We start from the raw sequence: 16,253 nt of genomic DNA, 5'->3' as shown, positions 1-16,253 counted from the left end.
GCTTTCGGCGAACCGCTACTCTTCGCCGAACTTGTTGGTCACAAGCTCGGTGATCGCATCCAGCGCCGCCTGAGCTTCGGCGCCTTTGGCAGTGACCATGATGCTGGTCCCGGGGCCGGCGGACAGCATCATCAGGCCCATGATGGATGTACCGCCAACGGTCTCGCCATTGCGTGTCACAGTGACGTCGGCATTGAAGCGTTCGACCATCTGTACGAATTTGGCAGAGGCGCGCGCATGAAGGCCACGCTTGTTGGTAATCGGAATCTCGCGGGAGACGCTGCCGGACACCGTCGTATCGTCGGGGCTGTCGCTCATTTGCCGGCGAGAACGCGGCTGGCGATGGTGACGTATTTGCGGCCTGCTTCCTGTGCCATGGCGATCGCATCGGGCAGTGTGCGCTCTTCGCGCACCTTTGCGAGCTTGACCAGCATGGGCAGATTGATACCGGCGAGAACCTCGACCTTCGGCCGGCTCATGCAGGAGATCGCCAGATTCGATGGCGTGCCGCCGAACATATCAGTGAGGATGGCAACACCATCGCCACTGTCGACGCGATTGACCGCTTCGATAATGTCGCTGCGACACAAATCGGAATCGTCTTCGGCGCCGATCGTCACGGCTTCAATTTGTTTTTGCGGACCCATTACATGTTCAAGCGCCGCCTTAAACTCGTCGGCAAGGCGCCCATGGGTCACAAGTACTAGACCAATCATCGGAAACTCCTCGTGGGTGCTTTTGGTGCACCGCACGAAAGGGCCACTTTGACCATCCAGAGCCCCTATGCAAGAGGGCTCTTCGCGAATCTCCCTTAAATTGCACGGATGCGGCGGGAAGTAGCGCGGGTCTATTCGGTGGCGATAGTGGGACTAATATGGTTACCAATTCCCTTCGAGCAATCGTCCAAAGGTCGCACTGCGGCTAAACCGTCGATTGTTGTAAGTGTAGCTACGACCAATGGTAGTGGCGAAAAGCCTGCCCCGACCGGAATTCGGGGCAATTCGACGCCCTCCAGTGTGATTCTGAGCGCTTCCGGCTCTGGCAGGCGCGCGGCGTCGGTGGCGTCGAGATCGACCACCAGCCCGACAATGGCGCCGGTGGCGCAGTCCAGACGCCGGATTCCGAGCCCCCTGATCTCAAGCAGCCCGACCAGTTCGGGCGCCGGCCGTACCCACAGTTTTCCGTCCCTGACATCCAGATGCACCCGGTCGTCGCCGACCAGCATGGCCTCCGGAACCTGCCCACTCTGACCGGCGAGGATCAGATCGAATACCAGCCGCGATTTTCCCGAGCCGGACGGCCCCCGGATCAGGACCGCGCGGTCATCGACCAGTACGGCGGAGGCATGGATGCTTTTACCATCCGCGCTCATGTGGCCGGCAACCGTACCACGAAGCGCGCACCCAGCACCGGGATCTCGCCATCGGCGTTGGCCGGGCCGATGCGGTTCTCCGCCCAGATCGTGCCGCTATGGGCTTCGACGATTTGCTTGGAGATCGACAGGCCCAGGCCGGAATTCTGACCAAAGCCCTGATGCGGGCGGTCGGTGTAAAAGCGTTCGAAGATCCGCTCGATGGCGTCGGGTCCGATGCCGGGGCCATCATCATCGACGACGATCTCGATCTTGCCTTTCAGGCGACGGCAGACGATGCGCACCTTGCCGCCCGGCGTCGAGAACGACTGCGCATTGGTGACGAGATTGGTAACGACCTGACCGAGGCGCGAGTCGTGGCCGGGCACCGAAAACGCATCACTGGCGGGGCCTTCGAAGCGGACTTCAACGCCGACGTCATGACCGAGCTTGGTTTCGTTGGCGACCGAGGTCAGCGTGGTCAGCAACCGCCGGAGGTCGACGGGGGCGGTATCGTTGCGCTGCAGTTCGGCGTCGAGACGGCTGGCGTCGGAAATATCCGAGATCAATCGATCAAGTCGCCGCACGTCATGTTCGATGACGGCGAGCAGGCGGCCGCGGCTGTTGTCGTTCTTCGCCAGCGGCAGTGTCTCCACGGCGGAGCGCAGCGACGTCAGCGGATTCTTCAGCTCGTGCGAGACGTCGGCGGCGAACATTTCGATCGCCTCGATGCGGTTATAAAGCGCATCGGTCATGTCGCGCAGCGCCCCGGACAAATGGCCGATCTCGTCGCGGCGGCGGGTGAAGTCGGGAATTTCGACGCGGGTGCGGATACGGCGGCGCACGCGCTCGGCGCTGTCGGCCAGCCGACGCACCGGACCTGCGATCGTCGAAGCGAGCAGCAGTGACAGCACGATCATCACCACAGCCGCGACTGCAAAGACCTTCAGAATGGCGAGGCGCTCGGCGGTCACCATCTGGTCGATGTCGTCGCCTTGCGTGGACAGCATCAGCGAACCATGCACGGCGCGGAAGCGCTGCACGGGTACCGCGACCGAGACGATGACTTCGCCCCGTTCATTGATGCGCACCATGCTGCTCTTCAGGCCGTCGAGCGACTGCTGCACCTCCTGATAGCCGTTGCCGTTTTCCGGGCCGAGTTCGCGATACAACGGCAGATCGCCGCGATTGAGCCAGGTTCGGACCGCGATCATTGTGCGTTCGGCAAAGCCGGGCTTTTCGGTGGTCGGCGGCGGCAGTTCGAAACGAAGCACATCGCCGCGGCCATAAAGGCTGCGGCTGTCGAGGATCAGCACGCCGTCGCGGTCGTAGATGCGCGCACGCGTCTTGGTCGGGGAGATCAACCGCCGCAACACCGGTGCAACGCGTTCGGGATTGATCGGGAAATCGAGGCCGGAGAGTTCGTCCGGCACGCCATAGGTCTCGCCAGGCTTGAGGTCGAGCAACCGGTCGGGATCGATCGTGATCGTATTGGTTTCGACGGTAGCCGAAGCGGCAATGGCGCTGGCGATGATTTCGGCCTGCACCAGCAAGCTCTGCGCACGCGCGTCGATCAGGCCGGCGCGAAACTGCGAGAGATAGAGGATGCTGGCGACCAAGGCACAGAGGCCGGCGAGGTTGAGCGAGACGATACGGCGCGTCAGACTCGAAAAAGTCAGTGCAACGAAGAACTGCCGGGCGCGGCGCAGCCAGTCGAGCGGCCGCTGCCAGCCGCGACGTTCGCGATCATCGCTGCCTGCCGCATGCGGCGACGTGCCGTCGGCGTCCAGGCTTTCATCAGGCTGCGTACGATCCAGCAATGCCAAAACTGCCCGGTTGTTGTCGATATCTGCGATGCGCCACGCCGCGCTCATTGTTGCGTATGCGGATGCGCATTCTAGCGCAGCACGGCTGAGCCGTCAGGCCCCAACCGTGCCACGGGAACCTCTACAGATCAGGTTTCCTTGAAGCGATAACCGACGCCATACAGCGTCTCGATCATCTCGAAGTCGTCGTCGACGACCTTAAACTTCTTGCGCAGCCGCTTGATGTGGCTGTCGATGGTGCGATCGTCCACATAGACCTGATCGTCATAGGCGGCATCCATCAGCGCGTTGCGGCTCTTCACCACGCCGGGGCGCGTCGCCAGCGCCTGCAGGATCAGGAATTCGGTAACGGTCAGCGTGACCGGCTCGTTCTTCCAGGTGCAGGTGTGACGTTCCGGATCCATCCGCAGCAAACCGCGATCAAGCGCTTTGGCGTCGGTCTCCTTCGGAGCGGCAGTCGGGTCCTTCGGCGCGGCGCGGCGCAGCACGGCCTTGACGCGCTCGACCAGCAGACGCTGCGAAAACGGTTTGCGGATGAAATCGTCCGCGCCCATCTTCAGGCCGAACAGCTCGTCGATCTCCTCGTCCTTCGACGTCAGGAAGATCACCGGCAGATCGGACTTTTGGCGTAGACGGCGCAGTGTCTCCATGCCGTCCATGCGGGGCATCTTGATATCGAGGATTGCGAGGTCCGGCTGGCTCGTGCGGAAGCCATCGAGTGCGGAAGCACCATCCGTATAGGTCATGATGCGGTAGCCCTCGGCTTCCAGCGCGATCGATACGGATGTGAGAATGTTACGGTCGTCGTCGACCAGTGCGATAGTTGGCATGAGCCTACTTTCCGAAGCGGGATGGGCTATCCGGCAGAATTCGACAATCCGCCGTATGAGGTGGCCTTAAGAACACAGTCAACGAGCAATGCAAGCTGGGCTGAAGTGTGGCCGAGTTCCCTGAACGCTTGAATGACGCGTGGGTTCCATAGATGTATAGACCTCCCGCCAAAGAAGAAGAAGCTACTTTTTGCAATGAAATACGGGATTTAACGATGCAACCGACCCCTGATTTCGACCCCTCGCGCGTCACCCGGTCGCTGTTGCGGCGCAGTCGGCAGGGGGCGCTGGCCACCCTGGCTGTCGGTTCCGGCGATCCTTATTGTGCGCTGGCCAATGTCGCCAGCCACCCGGACGGGTCGCCGATTCTCCTGATTTCCCGGCTGGCGCTCCATACCCGCAATATCCTGGCCGATGCCCGCGTCTCGCTGATGCTGGATGAGCGGGCGCCCGGGGACTCCCTGGAGGGCTCACGCATCATGCTCGGAGGTATCGCGCAGGAGGCCAGCGACAGTGAAAAACCGCTGCTGCGCCGGCGCTATCTCAGCGTCCATCCATCCGCGCAAGCCTTTGTGGATTTTAAGGATTTCTCGTTCTTCCGGATCAAGCCGAAGAGTGCCCATCTGGTGGCCGGCTTTGGCCGCATCAACGACCTGAAGCCGGAGCGATTCCTGACCGATCTCACCGATGCCGAAGGCATGCTGGAGGCCGAGGAGGGCGCCGTTGCCCATATGAACGCCGATCATCTCGACGCGCTCAATCTCTATGCAACAAAGCTTCTCCACGCGGCTGCAGGCGACTGGCGCTGCACCGGATGCGATCCGGATGGCATGGACCTGCAGAACGGCGCGACGATGATCCGGCTGGACTTTCCGCGGCGGATTGTCACTCCGGGTGCATTGCGGCAAGTCCTGAAGGAACTCGCAGAGCAGGCCCGCGCTTTGAATAATTGAGCGGTATCAAGTGCCGTGCTGGAATAAACCAAATATGCGGGCAGCAGCTTGGCATTTCACATCTTCGTCACTATTAGATCGCCGGGTTACGGCCTCGGTGGTTATAATGACGGCTACCGCTGCTGACGTGCGATTGAAGACAGTCGCACAGGTCGGATATGCGGACTCAAGGAGGAATATTCCGTGCAAGAGACGGGCGTACGCAACGGTGCCTATGGCGCCGAGAAATTCGGACTGAAAAATCTCAAAGCGGTGAACTGGAATCTCGGCGCGCCGCAGCTTTACGAATATTCGCTGCGCAACGGCGAAGCCGAATTGTCGTCCGATGGCGCGCTCTGTGCTGACACGGGTGAATTCACTGGCCGCAGCCCGAAGGACAAGTTCACCGTCAAGGACGCTTCCACCGAACAGATGTGGTGGGCTGGCAATCAGGCGATCACGCCGGAGCAGTTCGAAGCGCTCTATATCGATTTCAAGAAGCACGCCGAAGGCATGACCCTGTTCGCGCAGGACCTTTATGGCGGTGCCGATCCGAGTTTCCAGATCAAGACCCGCGTGTTCACCGAACTCGCATGGCATTCGCTGTTCATCCGCACGCTGTTGATCCGCCCGGAAGCCGCTGCGTTGAAGGACTTCGTGCCTGAACTGACCATCATCGACCTGCCGAGCTTCAAGGCCGACCCTAAACGTCACGGCTGCCGCTCGGAAAACGTCGTGGCCATCGATTTCGCCCGCAAGATCGTCCTGATCGGCGGGTCTTATTATGCCGGCGAGATGAAGAAGTCGGTCTTCACCACGCTGAACTACTATCTGCCTGCCAAGGGCGTGTTGCCGATGCATTGCTCGGCCAATGTCGGCCCCGACGGCGACAGCGCGATCTTCTTCGGCCTGTCCGGCACCGGCAAGACCACGCTCTCCGCCGATCCGAAGCGCACGCTGATTGGCGATGACGAGCATGGCTGGGGCAAGGACGGCATCTTCAATTTCGAAGGCGGCTGCTACGCCAAGACCATCAAGCTCTCCGAAGAAGCCGAGCCCGCGATCTATGCCGCGAGCAAGCGCTTCGGTGCGGTGCTGGAAAACGTCGTGCTCGACGCCAATACCCGCCTGCCGGATTTCGACGATGGCTCGAAGACCGAGAACACCCGTTCGGCCTATCCGCTCGACTTCATCCCGAACGCCTCGCGCACCGGCCGCGCGCCGCAGCCGAAGAACGTGGTGATGCTCGCTGCCGACGCGTTCGGCGTACTGCCGCCGATCGCCAAGCTGACGCCGGCGCAGGCCATGTATCACTTCCTATCCGGCTACACCGCCAAGGTCGCCGGCACCGAGCGCGGCCTCGGCAACGATCCCGAGCCGGAATTCTCGACCTGCTTCGGCTCGCCGTTCCTGCCGCTCGATCCGTCGGTTTACGGCAACATGCTGCGCGACCTGATCGCCAAGCACAATGTCGACTGCTGGCTGGTCAATACCGGCTGGACCGGTGGCAAGTATGGGGTCGGTTCGCGCATGCCGATCAAGGTGACCCGCGCGCTGCTGACCGCCGCGCTGAACGGCTCGCTCCGCAACGTGGAATTCCGCACCGACAAGTATTTCGGCTTCGCAGTCCCGACCGCGCTGGATGGTGTGCCGTCGGAGATCCTTGATCCCGTCAACACCTGGAAGGACAAGGCCGAGTTCGATGCCACCGCGCGCAAGCTGGTTGGCATGTTCCAGAAGAACTTCGCCAAGTTCGAAGCGCAGGTCGATGCGGACGTCCGCGCCGCCGCGCCGGATGTGAAGCTGGCGGCGGAATAAGGCGCTGCTCAGGATTGAATGCGAAAGGGCGGCCGTAAGGCCGCCTTTTTTCATTTCACGCGGAACCTACAGCCGTCATGGCGGGGTTTGTCCCGGCCATGACGAAACCGTTAGTCGGAATGCGATGCACGACCAGTTAGAACGCCAGGACTGGATTGCTTCGTCGCAAGGGCTCCTAGCAATGACGGCTGACAGGTAGGGACACTTCAAATGAAAAACGTCATGCTCACCTGGCCGTTCTGGGCGCTTCTGTCCGCGGCCTTTGCGGCGCTGACGGCGATCTTCGCCAAGATCGGCATCGAGAACGTCAATTCGGATTTCGCGACGTTCATCCGCACCATCGTCATTCTCTTTGCCGCAGGCATGATGGTTTATGCCACGGGCAACTGGCAATCGCCGTCGGCGGTCTCATCGAAGACGTGGTTGTTTCTCGTGCTGTCGGGATTGGCGACCGGCGCGTCGTGGATCTGCTATTTCCGCGCGCTCAAGCTTGGCAATGCCGCGCAGGTGGCGCCGATCGACAAGCTCAGCGTAGTGTTTGTGGCAGTGTTTGCTGTGTTGTTCCTCGGCGAGAAATTGTCGCTGCCGAACTGGCTGGGCGTGGTTCTGATCGCCTGTGGGGCCGTGCTCGTCGCCTATCGGTGACGACGAGCACGGTTCCACGTTTTTGCTTAGACTGCCTGCTGCAGCGTCTCGCTCCATTTCGGATCGTGGCTTTCCACCGGCTTCGTTTTGCGGATGTGGCCATCGAGTTCGATATGCAATTCGATGAGCTGCCTGTCGCGCCGGCCGAGTACTTCAAAATGCTTTGGCTTGCGGCGCGGTTCGCCCACGGTCTCGTAGCCGGCGGCACGCGCCGCCTTCAATGCATCGCGCGGTTCGCCATCGGCATGATGCTCATGCGGCTTCTTCTTGTGTTCGATGGCGATCGTGGTGTTGCCGGAGATTAGGCGCGACACTTTCAGTTCGGATGGCTTCATCTCGCCTGAGAGACTTACCTCGTCGCCAACGCGCAAGGCGTGTTGGTCGAGGCCCTTCGGCGTGATGTCGGCGAGCACGGCACCTTGGCCGGTCTCGACCACGAAGCGGTGGCCAAAAACATGTGTAATCTTGCCGCTGACGGCTGCGGTATGGTGATCGGGCATCCTGAATTCCTGTGATTGATATATTTGGCTGGAAGAAAGCGGGTTTGATCGCTCAGGCCCGCGAAGTTGCGTGACGCGTTATCGGGGGCGCGGTGGCGGGGGTGGTGGCGCATCGTCATCCTCCGGACCGCCGGGAGGCGGCGGGGGAGGCGGACCACGGTCGGCGCGCTCTCCCGGTCCTGCCTTCGGTCCCTTCGGCCCCTTGGGTCCTTTCGGACCTTTCGGGCCGCCGGGAGGGCCGAACGACTCATTACGGCCGTCGGCATGCGCGAGCACGTCGGCACGTACGATACCGTCGTCGAAACGGCCCTGCACGGTGACCGTCTCGCCTTTGGCGACGATGGCGCGATCCTCGCCGCGGGGGCCGGTATCGACCAGCGCGCGACCGCTGGCATCCTGCACAATAAACTTGTTGCCGAAGATCTCGACCACATCGCCCTTGATGGCGACCGGGCTCCGCTCGGTCATCTTGTCGATGGATGCGGGTTGCAAGAGCATGACGCTTTGCGGCTGCCAGTTCTGCGCGAGCCGCGTGCCGCCGGCGCCGAGGGCCGCTCCTGCGATCAGCAGCGTAGCAACCGTGCCCGTGGCGATGGTGCTGCGCGACATCCGCAGACGCCGCTGGGGCGGCGGTGGTGCTTTCGGTTCGGAGGTATTATTCGTGTCAGTCATGGTCTGGTTTCCCTGTCATCGTTGCCGATGTCAGGACCGTAGCGCTCGCCGCCCAATCCACCCTGAACCGAACCGTTCAGGCTGAGTTAAGCTACGCCGCCTAGTCGTGGCAAAGATTCAGACGAGAACATCCATGAAGATATTGCTGGTCGAGGACGACACGCTGCTCGCCAGCGAGATTGCTTCGGCTTTGCGCCGGGAGAATTTCGCCGTCGATATTGCAGCCGATGGTGAGGAAGGTCATCATCTCGGGGATACGGAATCCTATGACGCTGCCGTGCTCGATCTTGGCCTGCCGAAAATGCCCGGCGCCAATGTTTTGCGCGCTTGGCGCAAGGGCGGGCGGCGGCTGCCTGTTCTGATCCTCACGGCACGCGACGGCTGGACCGAAAAGGTCGATGGCTTCAAGGCCGGCGCCGACGACTATCTGACCAAGCCTTTTCGCGTTGAAGAACTGATCATGCGGCTGCGCGCGCTGGTGCGGCGCTCGGCCGGTCATGCCGCACCGGAGATTTCCTGCGGGGCGCTGACTTTCGATGCGCCGACGGGGGTGTTCGAACTCGATGGTTTGCCGCTGAAGCTCACGGCGCTGGAATGGCGCGTGCTGCAGTCGCTGATCATGCGCAAGGATATGGTGTTCGATCGGCTCGAGCTGATGGAAAAAGTCTATGAAGGCGATGCCGGCACGGATTCCAATTCGCTGGAAGTGATCGTGGCGAGGCTGCGGCGCAAGATCGGTCATGACATGATCGAGACCGTGCGTGGACGTGGCTATCGCTTGACGGCAGGGCCCGCATGATGCGGCACGAAGCGTCGCTGAGCCGTCGGCTGCTGACCGCTGCCGGTGCATTCATCGCACTGGCGCTGATCATTGCGACCGTCCTGATTGGCTTCGTGCTGCACCGGTTCGTGCAGGGACAGATCGATCAGCGGCTCGATACCCAGATCGTGTTTCTCTCGTCGATGCTGCGCGCCGACGGTGCCGGCCGGATCAGCCTTGCGGGCAACGCAGATGGGCCGCCCTTCGAGCGCAGGCGCCGCGGCTGGTACTGGCAGGTGACGGGTCCCAAGAATGTGTTGCGCTCGGCCTCGCTGGACGGCGCGGATCTTGATGCACCCCTGCTCGCGGCGCGCGAGGACCGTCCGCCTGTGCCGCCCAGGAAAGACCGTGATGCGCGCGAGGAGCGCCCGCGTCCTGCCGATGGCGTTGGGCCGGATGACGATTATCTGCATTACCGCATCAAGCCTGCGAAAGTCGCCGGGCTCGATGTCACCATCACCACATCGGCGCCGCGTGCGGCGGTGCTCGGACCATTGCGCGAGGCAATGACGACACTTGGCATTTCGCTGGCCGTGCTCGGGCTGGCGCTTGTTCTCGCGATCATGCTGCAGGTGAGGCTGGGATTGCGCCCCCTCGAAAGATTGCGCCGGGCGGTGGCGGATGTGCGTAGTGGGCGCCTCGATCATGTGCCGTCGCGACAACCGCAGGAAATTCAGCCGCTGGTGGAAGAGCTCAATGGCCTGCTCGATCAGAATGCCAGTAGTCTCGAGCGGGCCCGTCGCCACGTCGCCAATCTCGCGCATGGCCTGAAGACGCCGCTGGCCACGCTAGCGATTGCGGCATCGGCTGACGGCGGCCGAGATCCCGCGACGCTTCAACGGCTGGTCGCGCAGATGGAGCGCCGTATTCGCCATCACCTCGGGCGTGCGCGGACGGCCGTATTGAATGGCCCCGTCCGCGCACAGACCTTGATCGCGCCGCGACTGCAGGATCTTGGAGACGCACTCGGCAAGATCAACGGCGACAAACCCGTGATATTTTCGATGAACGTGTCGGCCGATCTGATGGTTGCCTGCGAGCAGCAGGACTTTGACGAGATGGCGGGCAATCTGCTCGACAACGCATTCAAATGGGCACGCGGGAAGGTGTCGATACGCGGCGTGAGGCAAGATTCGCTGGTCGAATTGAGCGTCGAGGACGACGGCAGCGGACTGTCCGCCGACGAACGTGCGCAGGTGCTGCGGCCCGGCGAGCGGCTCGACGAAGGCGCGCCGGGGTTCGGCTTCGGACTGTCGATCACCAGCGAACTGGCTGAGCTTTACGGTGGTGACATCGCACTGGGCACGTCGTCACTGGGTGGCTTGTGCGTGACGCTGCGTCTCCCAGCGGCAGGCGGCGCCGAGAGCCGATAGGCCGCGCTCACGTCGCCTTTCGCGCCTGCAGACTCGGTGTGCCCGGCAGATCGCCCGCAACCGGTACGCCCCAGATATCGTCAGCATATTCGCGGATGGTGCGGTCCGACGAGAACCAGCCCATCCGGGCAGTGTTGAGAATAGCAGCGCGGCTCCAGGCTGAGCCGGCCCTCCACCGGGTGTCGATGCCGCGCTGGGCTTCGTAATAGGAGTCGAAGTCGGCCGAGACCATATAGTGATCGAGGTGGCGCAACGCGTGTCCGACGGAAGCATAACGGCCGGGATCATCCGGCGAGAACGCGCCGGTCTCGATGGCCTGGATGGCGCGACCGAGATTGGGCGACTTGTTGATCACGTCGGAGGCGTCGAGACCTTTGGCGCGACGTTCAACCACTTCGGCAGCGGTCATACCGAAGATCGCGATGTTCTCCGGGCCGACATTGTCGCGAATTTCGATATTGGCGCCGTCCAGCGTGCCGATGGTCAGCGCGCCGTTCAGCGACAGCTTCATGTTGCCGGTGCCGGAGGCTTCCATGCCAGCGGTCGAGATCTGTTCGGACAAATCGGCCGCGGGAATGATGATTTCCGCGAGGCTGACATTGTAGTCCGGAAGGAACGCGACCTTCAGCTTGCCGCCGATCGTGGTGTCGTTGTTCACGACCTCGGCGACGTCATTGATCAAGCGGATGATCAGCTTGGCATAGCGATAGCTCGCTGCCGCCTTACCAGCGAAAATCTTGACGCGCGGCACCCAGTCCTTATTGGGCTCGTCCTTGATCGCCTGATACAGCGCGACGGTCTCGACCAGATTGAGCAGCTGCCGCTTGTATTCGTGGATGCGCTTGATCTGCACGTCGAACAGCGCCGACGGATCGGCCTGCACGCCGAGCTTCTCGCCAATCACGCGCGCGAGCGCGAGCTTGTTCTGATGCTTGACCTTGCGGAACTCCTGCTGAAACGCGGCGTCGCCGGCAAAGGCTTCGAGCTTGATGAGCCGCGTGGGATCATCGAGCACGGCTTCGCCGCAGGTGGCGCGCAAGAGGTCGGTGAGCTTCGGATTGGCCAGCATCAGCCAGCGGCGGAAAGTAATGCCGTTGGTCTTGTTGGTGATGCGGCCGGGATAGAGCTGGGTGAGATCGTGAAACACGGTCTCTTTCATCAGCTCCGAATGCATCGCAGAGACGCCATTGATGCGGTGCGAGCCGATGAAGGCGAGATTGCCCATGCGCACGCGGCGGCCTGAGGTTTCGTCGATAATCGAGACCGAAGCGCGATAGGCGGTGTCGCCCGGACGCGTGGCATCGGCGCGATCCAGATGCGCTTCGTTGATGCGGTAGATGATTTCGAGATGCCGTGGCAGCAGACGCTGGAACAGTTCGACCGGCCAGGTCTCCAGCGCTTCGGGCAGCAGCGTGTGGTTGGTGTAGGACAAGGTCGCGTTGGTGATCTGCCAGGCGGCATCCCAGCGCATGTTGTGCTGATCGACCAGGATACGCATCAGCTCCGCAATGGCGAGGCTCGGATGCGTGTCGTTCATCTGCACCGCCGCCTTGTTGGCGAGGCCGCGCAGATTGCCGTCGGAATGGAGGTGACGCTTCACCAGATCCTGCAGCGAGGCGGAGACGAAGAAGTATTCCTGGCGCAAACGCAGTTCGCGGCCCGCGGCGCTCTCGTCGTTCGGATAGAGGAATTTGCAGATGGCCTCGGCGCGTGCCTGTTCGGCGCTGGCGCTGACATAGTCGCCGGTGTTGAACACGTCGAGCCGCAGCGGATCCGGCGCGCGCGCCGACCACAGCCGCAGCGCGTTTACATGCTGGCCGCGCCAGCCGACGATCGGGGTGTCATAGGCAACAGCCTCGACGGTCTCGCCGGGGTGCCAGATCACCTGCTTGCGGCCCTTGCCGTCCTCGACGGTCTCGATGCTGCCACCGAAATAGACGTTATACGTGACTTCCCGCCGCGGTAGTTCCCACGGATTGCCAAAGCCAAGCCACTCGTCGGGATATTCCTGCTGCACGCCGTGCGAGATGACCTGACGGAACAGGCCGAAGTCATAGCGGATGCCATAGCCGAAAGCGGGAATGCCGAGCGTCGCCATGCTCTCCATGAAACAGGCGGCGAGGCGGCCGAGGCCGCCATTGCCGAGTGCTGCATCGGGCTCGCATTTGCGGAGTTCGTCGAGGCCGACGCCGAGGTCGCCGAGCGCCGCCTCGAACAGCGGCAGCAGGCCCATATTGTTCAGCGCGTCGGTGAACAGGCGGCCGATCAGGAATTCCAGCGAGAGGTAATAGACCCGCTTGCGGCCGGCGTCGTAGCTCTCTTTGTCCGAGGTCAGCCAGCGATGCACCATGCGGTCGCGCAGCGTCAGGGCGGCGGCCTTGTACCAGTCGTGCTTGGTGGCGAAGGCAGCTTCCTTGCCGATCGCCAGCCGCAGCTTGACGAGAATGGCGCTCTTGATGTCCGCAAGCGCCAGTTCATCGACAGGCGTATTCTCCGGCTGGAATTTCGCTGGGACTGATTGATCTGACAAACCGGCCATCCTGAGCTGTGTCGCTGACCAAAATCATACGCGCATTTGGCTGCTCTCGGAACCCGTAGGGGTGGCGAGCTTTTGCCATGGAGCTGCCTGGGATTTGAGCAGGCGCGCGAGAACCGGATTTATAAAAACTGAAACAAATTAAGAACAAATTAGTAAGCTATTGATATTCCGAGGTGATTCGTTTCGATCGCCTACAATATCTATGGTCTGTTCAAGCTTGCGAGGACTAGATGTCCACTATTGCCTTCGATCAGTTTGCTCTCACCCGCATAGCCGACTTCGCGCGGTCGCTGTCGCGGCTGCATTTGATGGCGCGTCGGCATCCGATCGACGACGATCAGATCGATCGCGAGTTCAACACTGTTTGCCTCTCGGTCTGGGGCTATACGACGGACGACATCAGCGATGACCTGTTCTCGCTGGAAGATCACGCCTGGCTCGACCAGCTCGACGAGGCGCATGCGCGGATCTTTGCGGCCGAGCAGGGCTACGACCTCGTCGACGACCACGGCATGCTCACAGACTGGTGGGGTTATTGCTGGATGATCCTCGCCGAGAAGCGCGGATTGCTGACTCCGGAGAATCGCGCGGCGGCGCGTGCCGAGATCGAGGAGAAGTATCTTTCGGCGCCGAACGTGATCGGCGTCATCGTCGGGCGATGATCTACTGAAGCTCGGCGCGCTTGGCGCGAGGGGCCGGGGCGTTCTTCGGCACGACGGTCGTTGCTGGCGCTGCATCGCGCGCGGCTTCTGACATGGGCGCTTCGTCGGTAATCATTTCTGCAGAGACCGGTGCCACCTTCATCTCGCCGAGCCGGGCACGGACATCCGAGGTCAGGCCGGGATAATTCGCAACCGGCGTGAACTCTGCGGTCTGGGTGTTGCCGGTGCGGACGCCCGAGAAGGCGACAAGGCCGTTTGTGGTGGCAATCACATCGCCGGGACGCAGCGATGTATCGAGCGTGAGATCGACCGGCGCGAGACCGGAAGGATCGCGGCCGTTGCAGGTGCAGTCGGCCTTCAGCGCCTTGCGATAGGCGAAAGCGTTTTCGAGATCGTTGTAGCGCTCGCCGGTGCTCGACGAGGCGCTTTCGATGCTGCTGCCGAACAACACTTTGGTGGTCGCCGCCGGGCAGAACGCCTGGCACATTTGTGCCGGGCTCATGCCGCGACCGAGCGGAAAATACTTGCCGTCGCAGGTGCGCACGCAGAAGGCGGGGCCGGAGCCACCGATGGATGAGCTGCGCTGGGGTGGAGGTGCTTCAGCTGGCGTGTTGAGGCCGAATGGATCCGAGAAGAAATTGCTCTCGGCCGGCGGCGCGCCACGACGTTGTTGCTGCTTCTGCGGCTGGCTGCCGCCGAACAGGAAATCGAAGAAATTCTGCGCAGACGCCATCTGCGGGGTCAGCGCGCAGAGGCTCATGGCCGTCAGCAGCACCAGGGGACGCACGGGAAGCCACGATGTTCGATTGTGACGCAACGCCAGCTCCGCGACCGCATGTCAGTGCCGGAGCGAACACGCTCCGGTGCAGTGTCACGGTAGGGCGTTATGGTAAACGAGAAGTAACCGAGCGTGCTGCCTAGATGAAAAACACCCATGTCATGAGCAGGAACACCGGGATCAGAACGGCGCCGGACCACAGCAGATAGCCGAAGAAGCTCGGCATCTTCACGCCGGCGTCGCGGGCAATGGCATAGACCATGAAGTTCGGCGCGTTGCCGATATAGGTGTTGGCGCCCATGAACACCGCGCCGGCTGAAATTGCAGCAAGTGTCGCAGCGCCTGTCGTCATAAGCGTCCTGGCGTCGCCGCCGGTCAGTTCGAAGAACACCAGATAGGTCGGGGCGTTGTCGAGGAACGACGACAGGATACCAGTGAGCCAGAAATAGGCCGCGTTGTTCGGCGTACCGTCGGCATGGCTGACAAGGGCAACCAGCGGTGCAAACGGCCCCTGCGCGCCGGCCTGCAGCATCGCCATCACAGGCACGATGCAGATGAAGATGCCCGCGAACAACAGCGCGACTTCCTCGATCGGGCCCCATTTGAAATCGTTGGCCTTGCGGTGCTCGGTCTTTGTCAGCCACAGCGACGCAAATGTCACCAGCACGAAGATCGCGTCGCGCAGCAGATCCTGCAATGCGAGTGGCGTGCCGAGCACGGTGAAAGTGATGCCGGGCTTCCAGCTCGCGCTCATCAGGATCGCTCCGATGATCACGACCAGCAGCAGCAGGTTGATCTTCCCGTGCAGATGCAACGGCGAATCCGGCGTCGGATCTTTCTTCGCAGGCAAGTTGCCTTCGCGGTGATGCAGCCAGACATCGAGCACCATGAAGATGGCGAGCACGATGCCAGCCGCGAACAGCGTTTCCGGGAAAATGTGCTCCGTGGTCCAGAAGAAATCGACGCCGCGGAGGAAGCCGAGAAACAGCGGGGGATCGCCGAGCGGCGAGAGCGAGCCGCCGATATTGGAGACGAGGAAGATGAAGAACACCACCACGTGGACGTTAGTGCGACGATCGTCATTGGCGCGAATCAGCGGCCGGATCAGGATCATCGACGCGCCCGTGGTGCCGACGACGCTGGCGATCAGCGTGCCGAATCCCAGCAGCGCCGTATTGGTGAAGACGCTGTCATGCAGGTTGCCTTCGACATAAATTCCGCCGGCCACGGTGAACAGCGCCAGCAGCAGCAGAATGAAGGGCATGTATTCGAGCAGCACGGTGTGGGAGAGCGTGTGCACTACGGTCGTTGCATCAGTCACGAAGAACAGCGGCACGATCACCAGCGCAGCCCAGAAGGCAGCGAACTTGCCGTAATGATGCTCCCACAGATGATGATAGAGCACCGGTCCGGTGGCGATGCACAGCAGGATGCCGGCAAATGGCAATGCCCACAGCAGCGACAGCTTGGTGCCATCGAGGCCGCCTTCGGCAGCATGTGCCATGTC

General features: G+C 62.0%; 16 protein-coding genes. 6 read left to right on the top strand and 10 right to left on the bottom strand.

All coding sequences use genetic code 11. The annotated features are described in order from the left end of the window. Positions 1-15: 15 nt before the first annotated feature. The 5 genes from AB8A33_RS24195 to AB8A33_RS24175 all read right to left on the bottom strand — a co-directional run bounded on the left by AB8A33_RS24195 (position 16) and on the right by AB8A33_RS24175 (position 4,007). The gene (locus AB8A33_RS24195) at positions 16-318 is read right to left on the bottom strand and encodes an HPr family phosphocarrier protein (RefSeq protein WP_089262865.1); all 303 of its coding nucleotides are present in this window, start codon (positions 316-318) and stop codon (positions 16-18) included. After that, positions 315-716 (bottom strand): PTS sugar transporter subunit IIA, encoded by a 402-nt coding sequence (locus tag AB8A33_RS24190; RefSeq protein ID WP_068733893.1) that lies wholly within the window; start codon positions 714-716, stop codon positions 315-317. Before AB8A33_RS24190 ends, AB8A33_RS24195 begins: the two co-directional genes overlap by 4 nt. A 131-nt stretch (positions 717-847) precedes the next feature. Next, positions 848-1,312, bottom strand: coding sequence for an HPr kinase/phosphorylase (locus AB8A33_RS24185; RefSeq protein ID WP_439096035.1), 465 nt, complete (start codon positions 1,310-1,312; stop codon positions 848-850). Positions 1,313-1,368: 56 nt separating this feature from the next. Beyond that, positions 1,369-3,171: a stimulus-sensing domain-containing protein gene (locus AB8A33_RS24180; protein WP_439096034.1), complete on the bottom strand. Its 1,803-nt coding sequence runs from the start codon at positions 3,169-3,171 to the stop codon at positions 1,369-1,371. Between the two features lie 134 nt (positions 3,172-3,305). Then, complete coding sequence (locus AB8A33_RS24175) at positions 3,306-4,007, bottom strand: response regulator transcription factor (protein WP_068733897.1); 702 nt, start codon at positions 4,005-4,007, stop codon at positions 3,306-3,308. 215 nt (positions 4,008-4,222) lie between these two features. Here AB8A33_RS24175 and AB8A33_RS24170 point away from each other — a divergent pair, with 215 nt between their 5' ends. The 3 genes from AB8A33_RS24170 to AB8A33_RS24160 all read left to right on the top strand — a co-directional run bounded on the left by AB8A33_RS24170 (position 4,223) and on the right by AB8A33_RS24160 (position 7,402). Beyond that, positions 4,223-4,960 carry a HugZ family protein gene (locus tag AB8A33_RS24170; RefSeq protein WP_439096032.1) on the top strand — a complete coding sequence of 246 codons (738 nt, stop codon included), beginning with the start codon at positions 4,223-4,225 and terminating at the stop codon, positions 4,958-4,960. Positions 4,961-5,143: 183 nt separating this feature from the next. Beyond that, positions 5,144-6,757: a phosphoenolpyruvate carboxykinase gene (locus AB8A33_RS24165; protein WP_439095064.1), complete on the top strand. Its 1,614-nt coding sequence runs from the start codon at positions 5,144-5,146 to the stop codon at positions 6,755-6,757. A 210-nt stretch (positions 6,758-6,967) separates the two neighbouring features. Further along, positions 6,968-7,402 (top strand): EamA family transporter, encoded by a 435-nt coding sequence (locus tag AB8A33_RS24160; protein WP_439095063.1) that lies wholly within the window; start codon positions 6,968-6,970, stop codon positions 7,400-7,402. A 26-nt stretch (positions 7,403-7,428) separates the two neighbouring features. Here the strand turns inward: AB8A33_RS24160 and AB8A33_RS24155 are convergent, their stop codons facing one another. Then, on the bottom strand, positions 7,429-7,902 hold the full coding sequence (locus AB8A33_RS24155; protein ID WP_439095062.1) for a hypothetical protein: 474 nt from the start codon (positions 7,900-7,902) through the stop codon (positions 7,429-7,431). A gap of 78 nt (positions 7,903-7,980) precedes the next feature. After that, complete coding sequence (locus AB8A33_RS24150) at positions 7,981-8,574, bottom strand: hypothetical protein (RefSeq protein WP_439095061.1); 594 nt, start codon at positions 8,572-8,574, stop codon at positions 7,981-7,983. A gap of 133 nt (positions 8,575-8,707) precedes the next feature. Between AB8A33_RS24150 and AB8A33_RS24145 the strand changes: the two genes are divergently transcribed. Together AB8A33_RS24145 and AB8A33_RS24140 are read left to right on the top strand one after the other, a co-directional pair. Further along, positions 8,708-9,373, top strand: coding sequence for a response regulator (locus AB8A33_RS24145; RefSeq protein WP_439095060.1), 666 nt, complete (start codon positions 8,708-8,710; stop codon positions 9,371-9,373). Continuing rightward, the gene (locus tag AB8A33_RS24140; protein WP_439095059.1) at positions 9,370-10,767 is read left to right on the top strand and encodes an ATP-binding protein; all 1,398 of its coding nucleotides are present in this window, start codon (positions 9,370-9,372) and stop codon (positions 10,765-10,767) included. Before AB8A33_RS24145 ends, AB8A33_RS24140 begins: the two co-directional genes overlap by 4 nt. Positions 10,768-10,774: 7 nt before the next feature. On the opposite strand, the gene AB8A33_RS24135 is transcribed toward AB8A33_RS24140, so the two are convergent. Continuing rightward, positions 10,775-13,306: a glycogen/starch/alpha-glucan phosphorylase gene (locus tag AB8A33_RS24135; protein ID WP_439095058.1), complete on the bottom strand. Its 2,532-nt coding sequence runs from the start codon at positions 13,304-13,306 to the stop codon at positions 10,775-10,777. A gap of 230 nt (positions 13,307-13,536) precedes the next feature. Here AB8A33_RS24135 and AB8A33_RS24130 point away from each other — a divergent pair, with 230 nt between their 5' ends. Next, positions 13,537-13,968 carry a hypothetical protein gene (locus AB8A33_RS24130; protein ID WP_089262853.1) on the top strand — a complete coding sequence of 144 codons (432 nt, stop codon included), beginning with the start codon at positions 13,537-13,539 and terminating at the stop codon, positions 13,966-13,968. Position 13,969: 1 nt separating this feature from the next. On the opposite strand, the gene AB8A33_RS24125 is transcribed toward AB8A33_RS24130, so the two are convergent. Together AB8A33_RS24125 and AB8A33_RS24120 are read right to left on the bottom strand one after the other, a co-directional pair. Beyond that, a complete protein-coding gene (locus AB8A33_RS24125) occupies positions 13,970-14,728 on the bottom strand; it encodes a DUF2865 domain-containing protein (RefSeq protein WP_439096031.1) in 759 nt (252 codons plus the stop codon). A gap of 157 nt (positions 14,729-14,885) precedes the next feature. Continuing rightward, a complete protein-coding gene (locus AB8A33_RS24120; protein WP_439095057.1) occupies positions 14,886-16,250 on the bottom strand; it encodes a sodium:proton antiporter in 1,365 nt (454 codons plus the stop codon). Between the last annotated feature and the right edge of the window lie 3 nt (positions 16,251-16,253).

It is taken from the genome of Tardiphaga sp. 813_E8_N1_3, assembly GCF_051811025.1.
In the GTDB taxonomy this organism is placed as follows: domain Bacteria; phylum Pseudomonadota; class Alphaproteobacteria; order Rhizobiales; family Xanthobacteraceae; genus Tardiphaga.
This window is presented reverse-complemented; position numbering and strand designations above follow the sequence as displayed.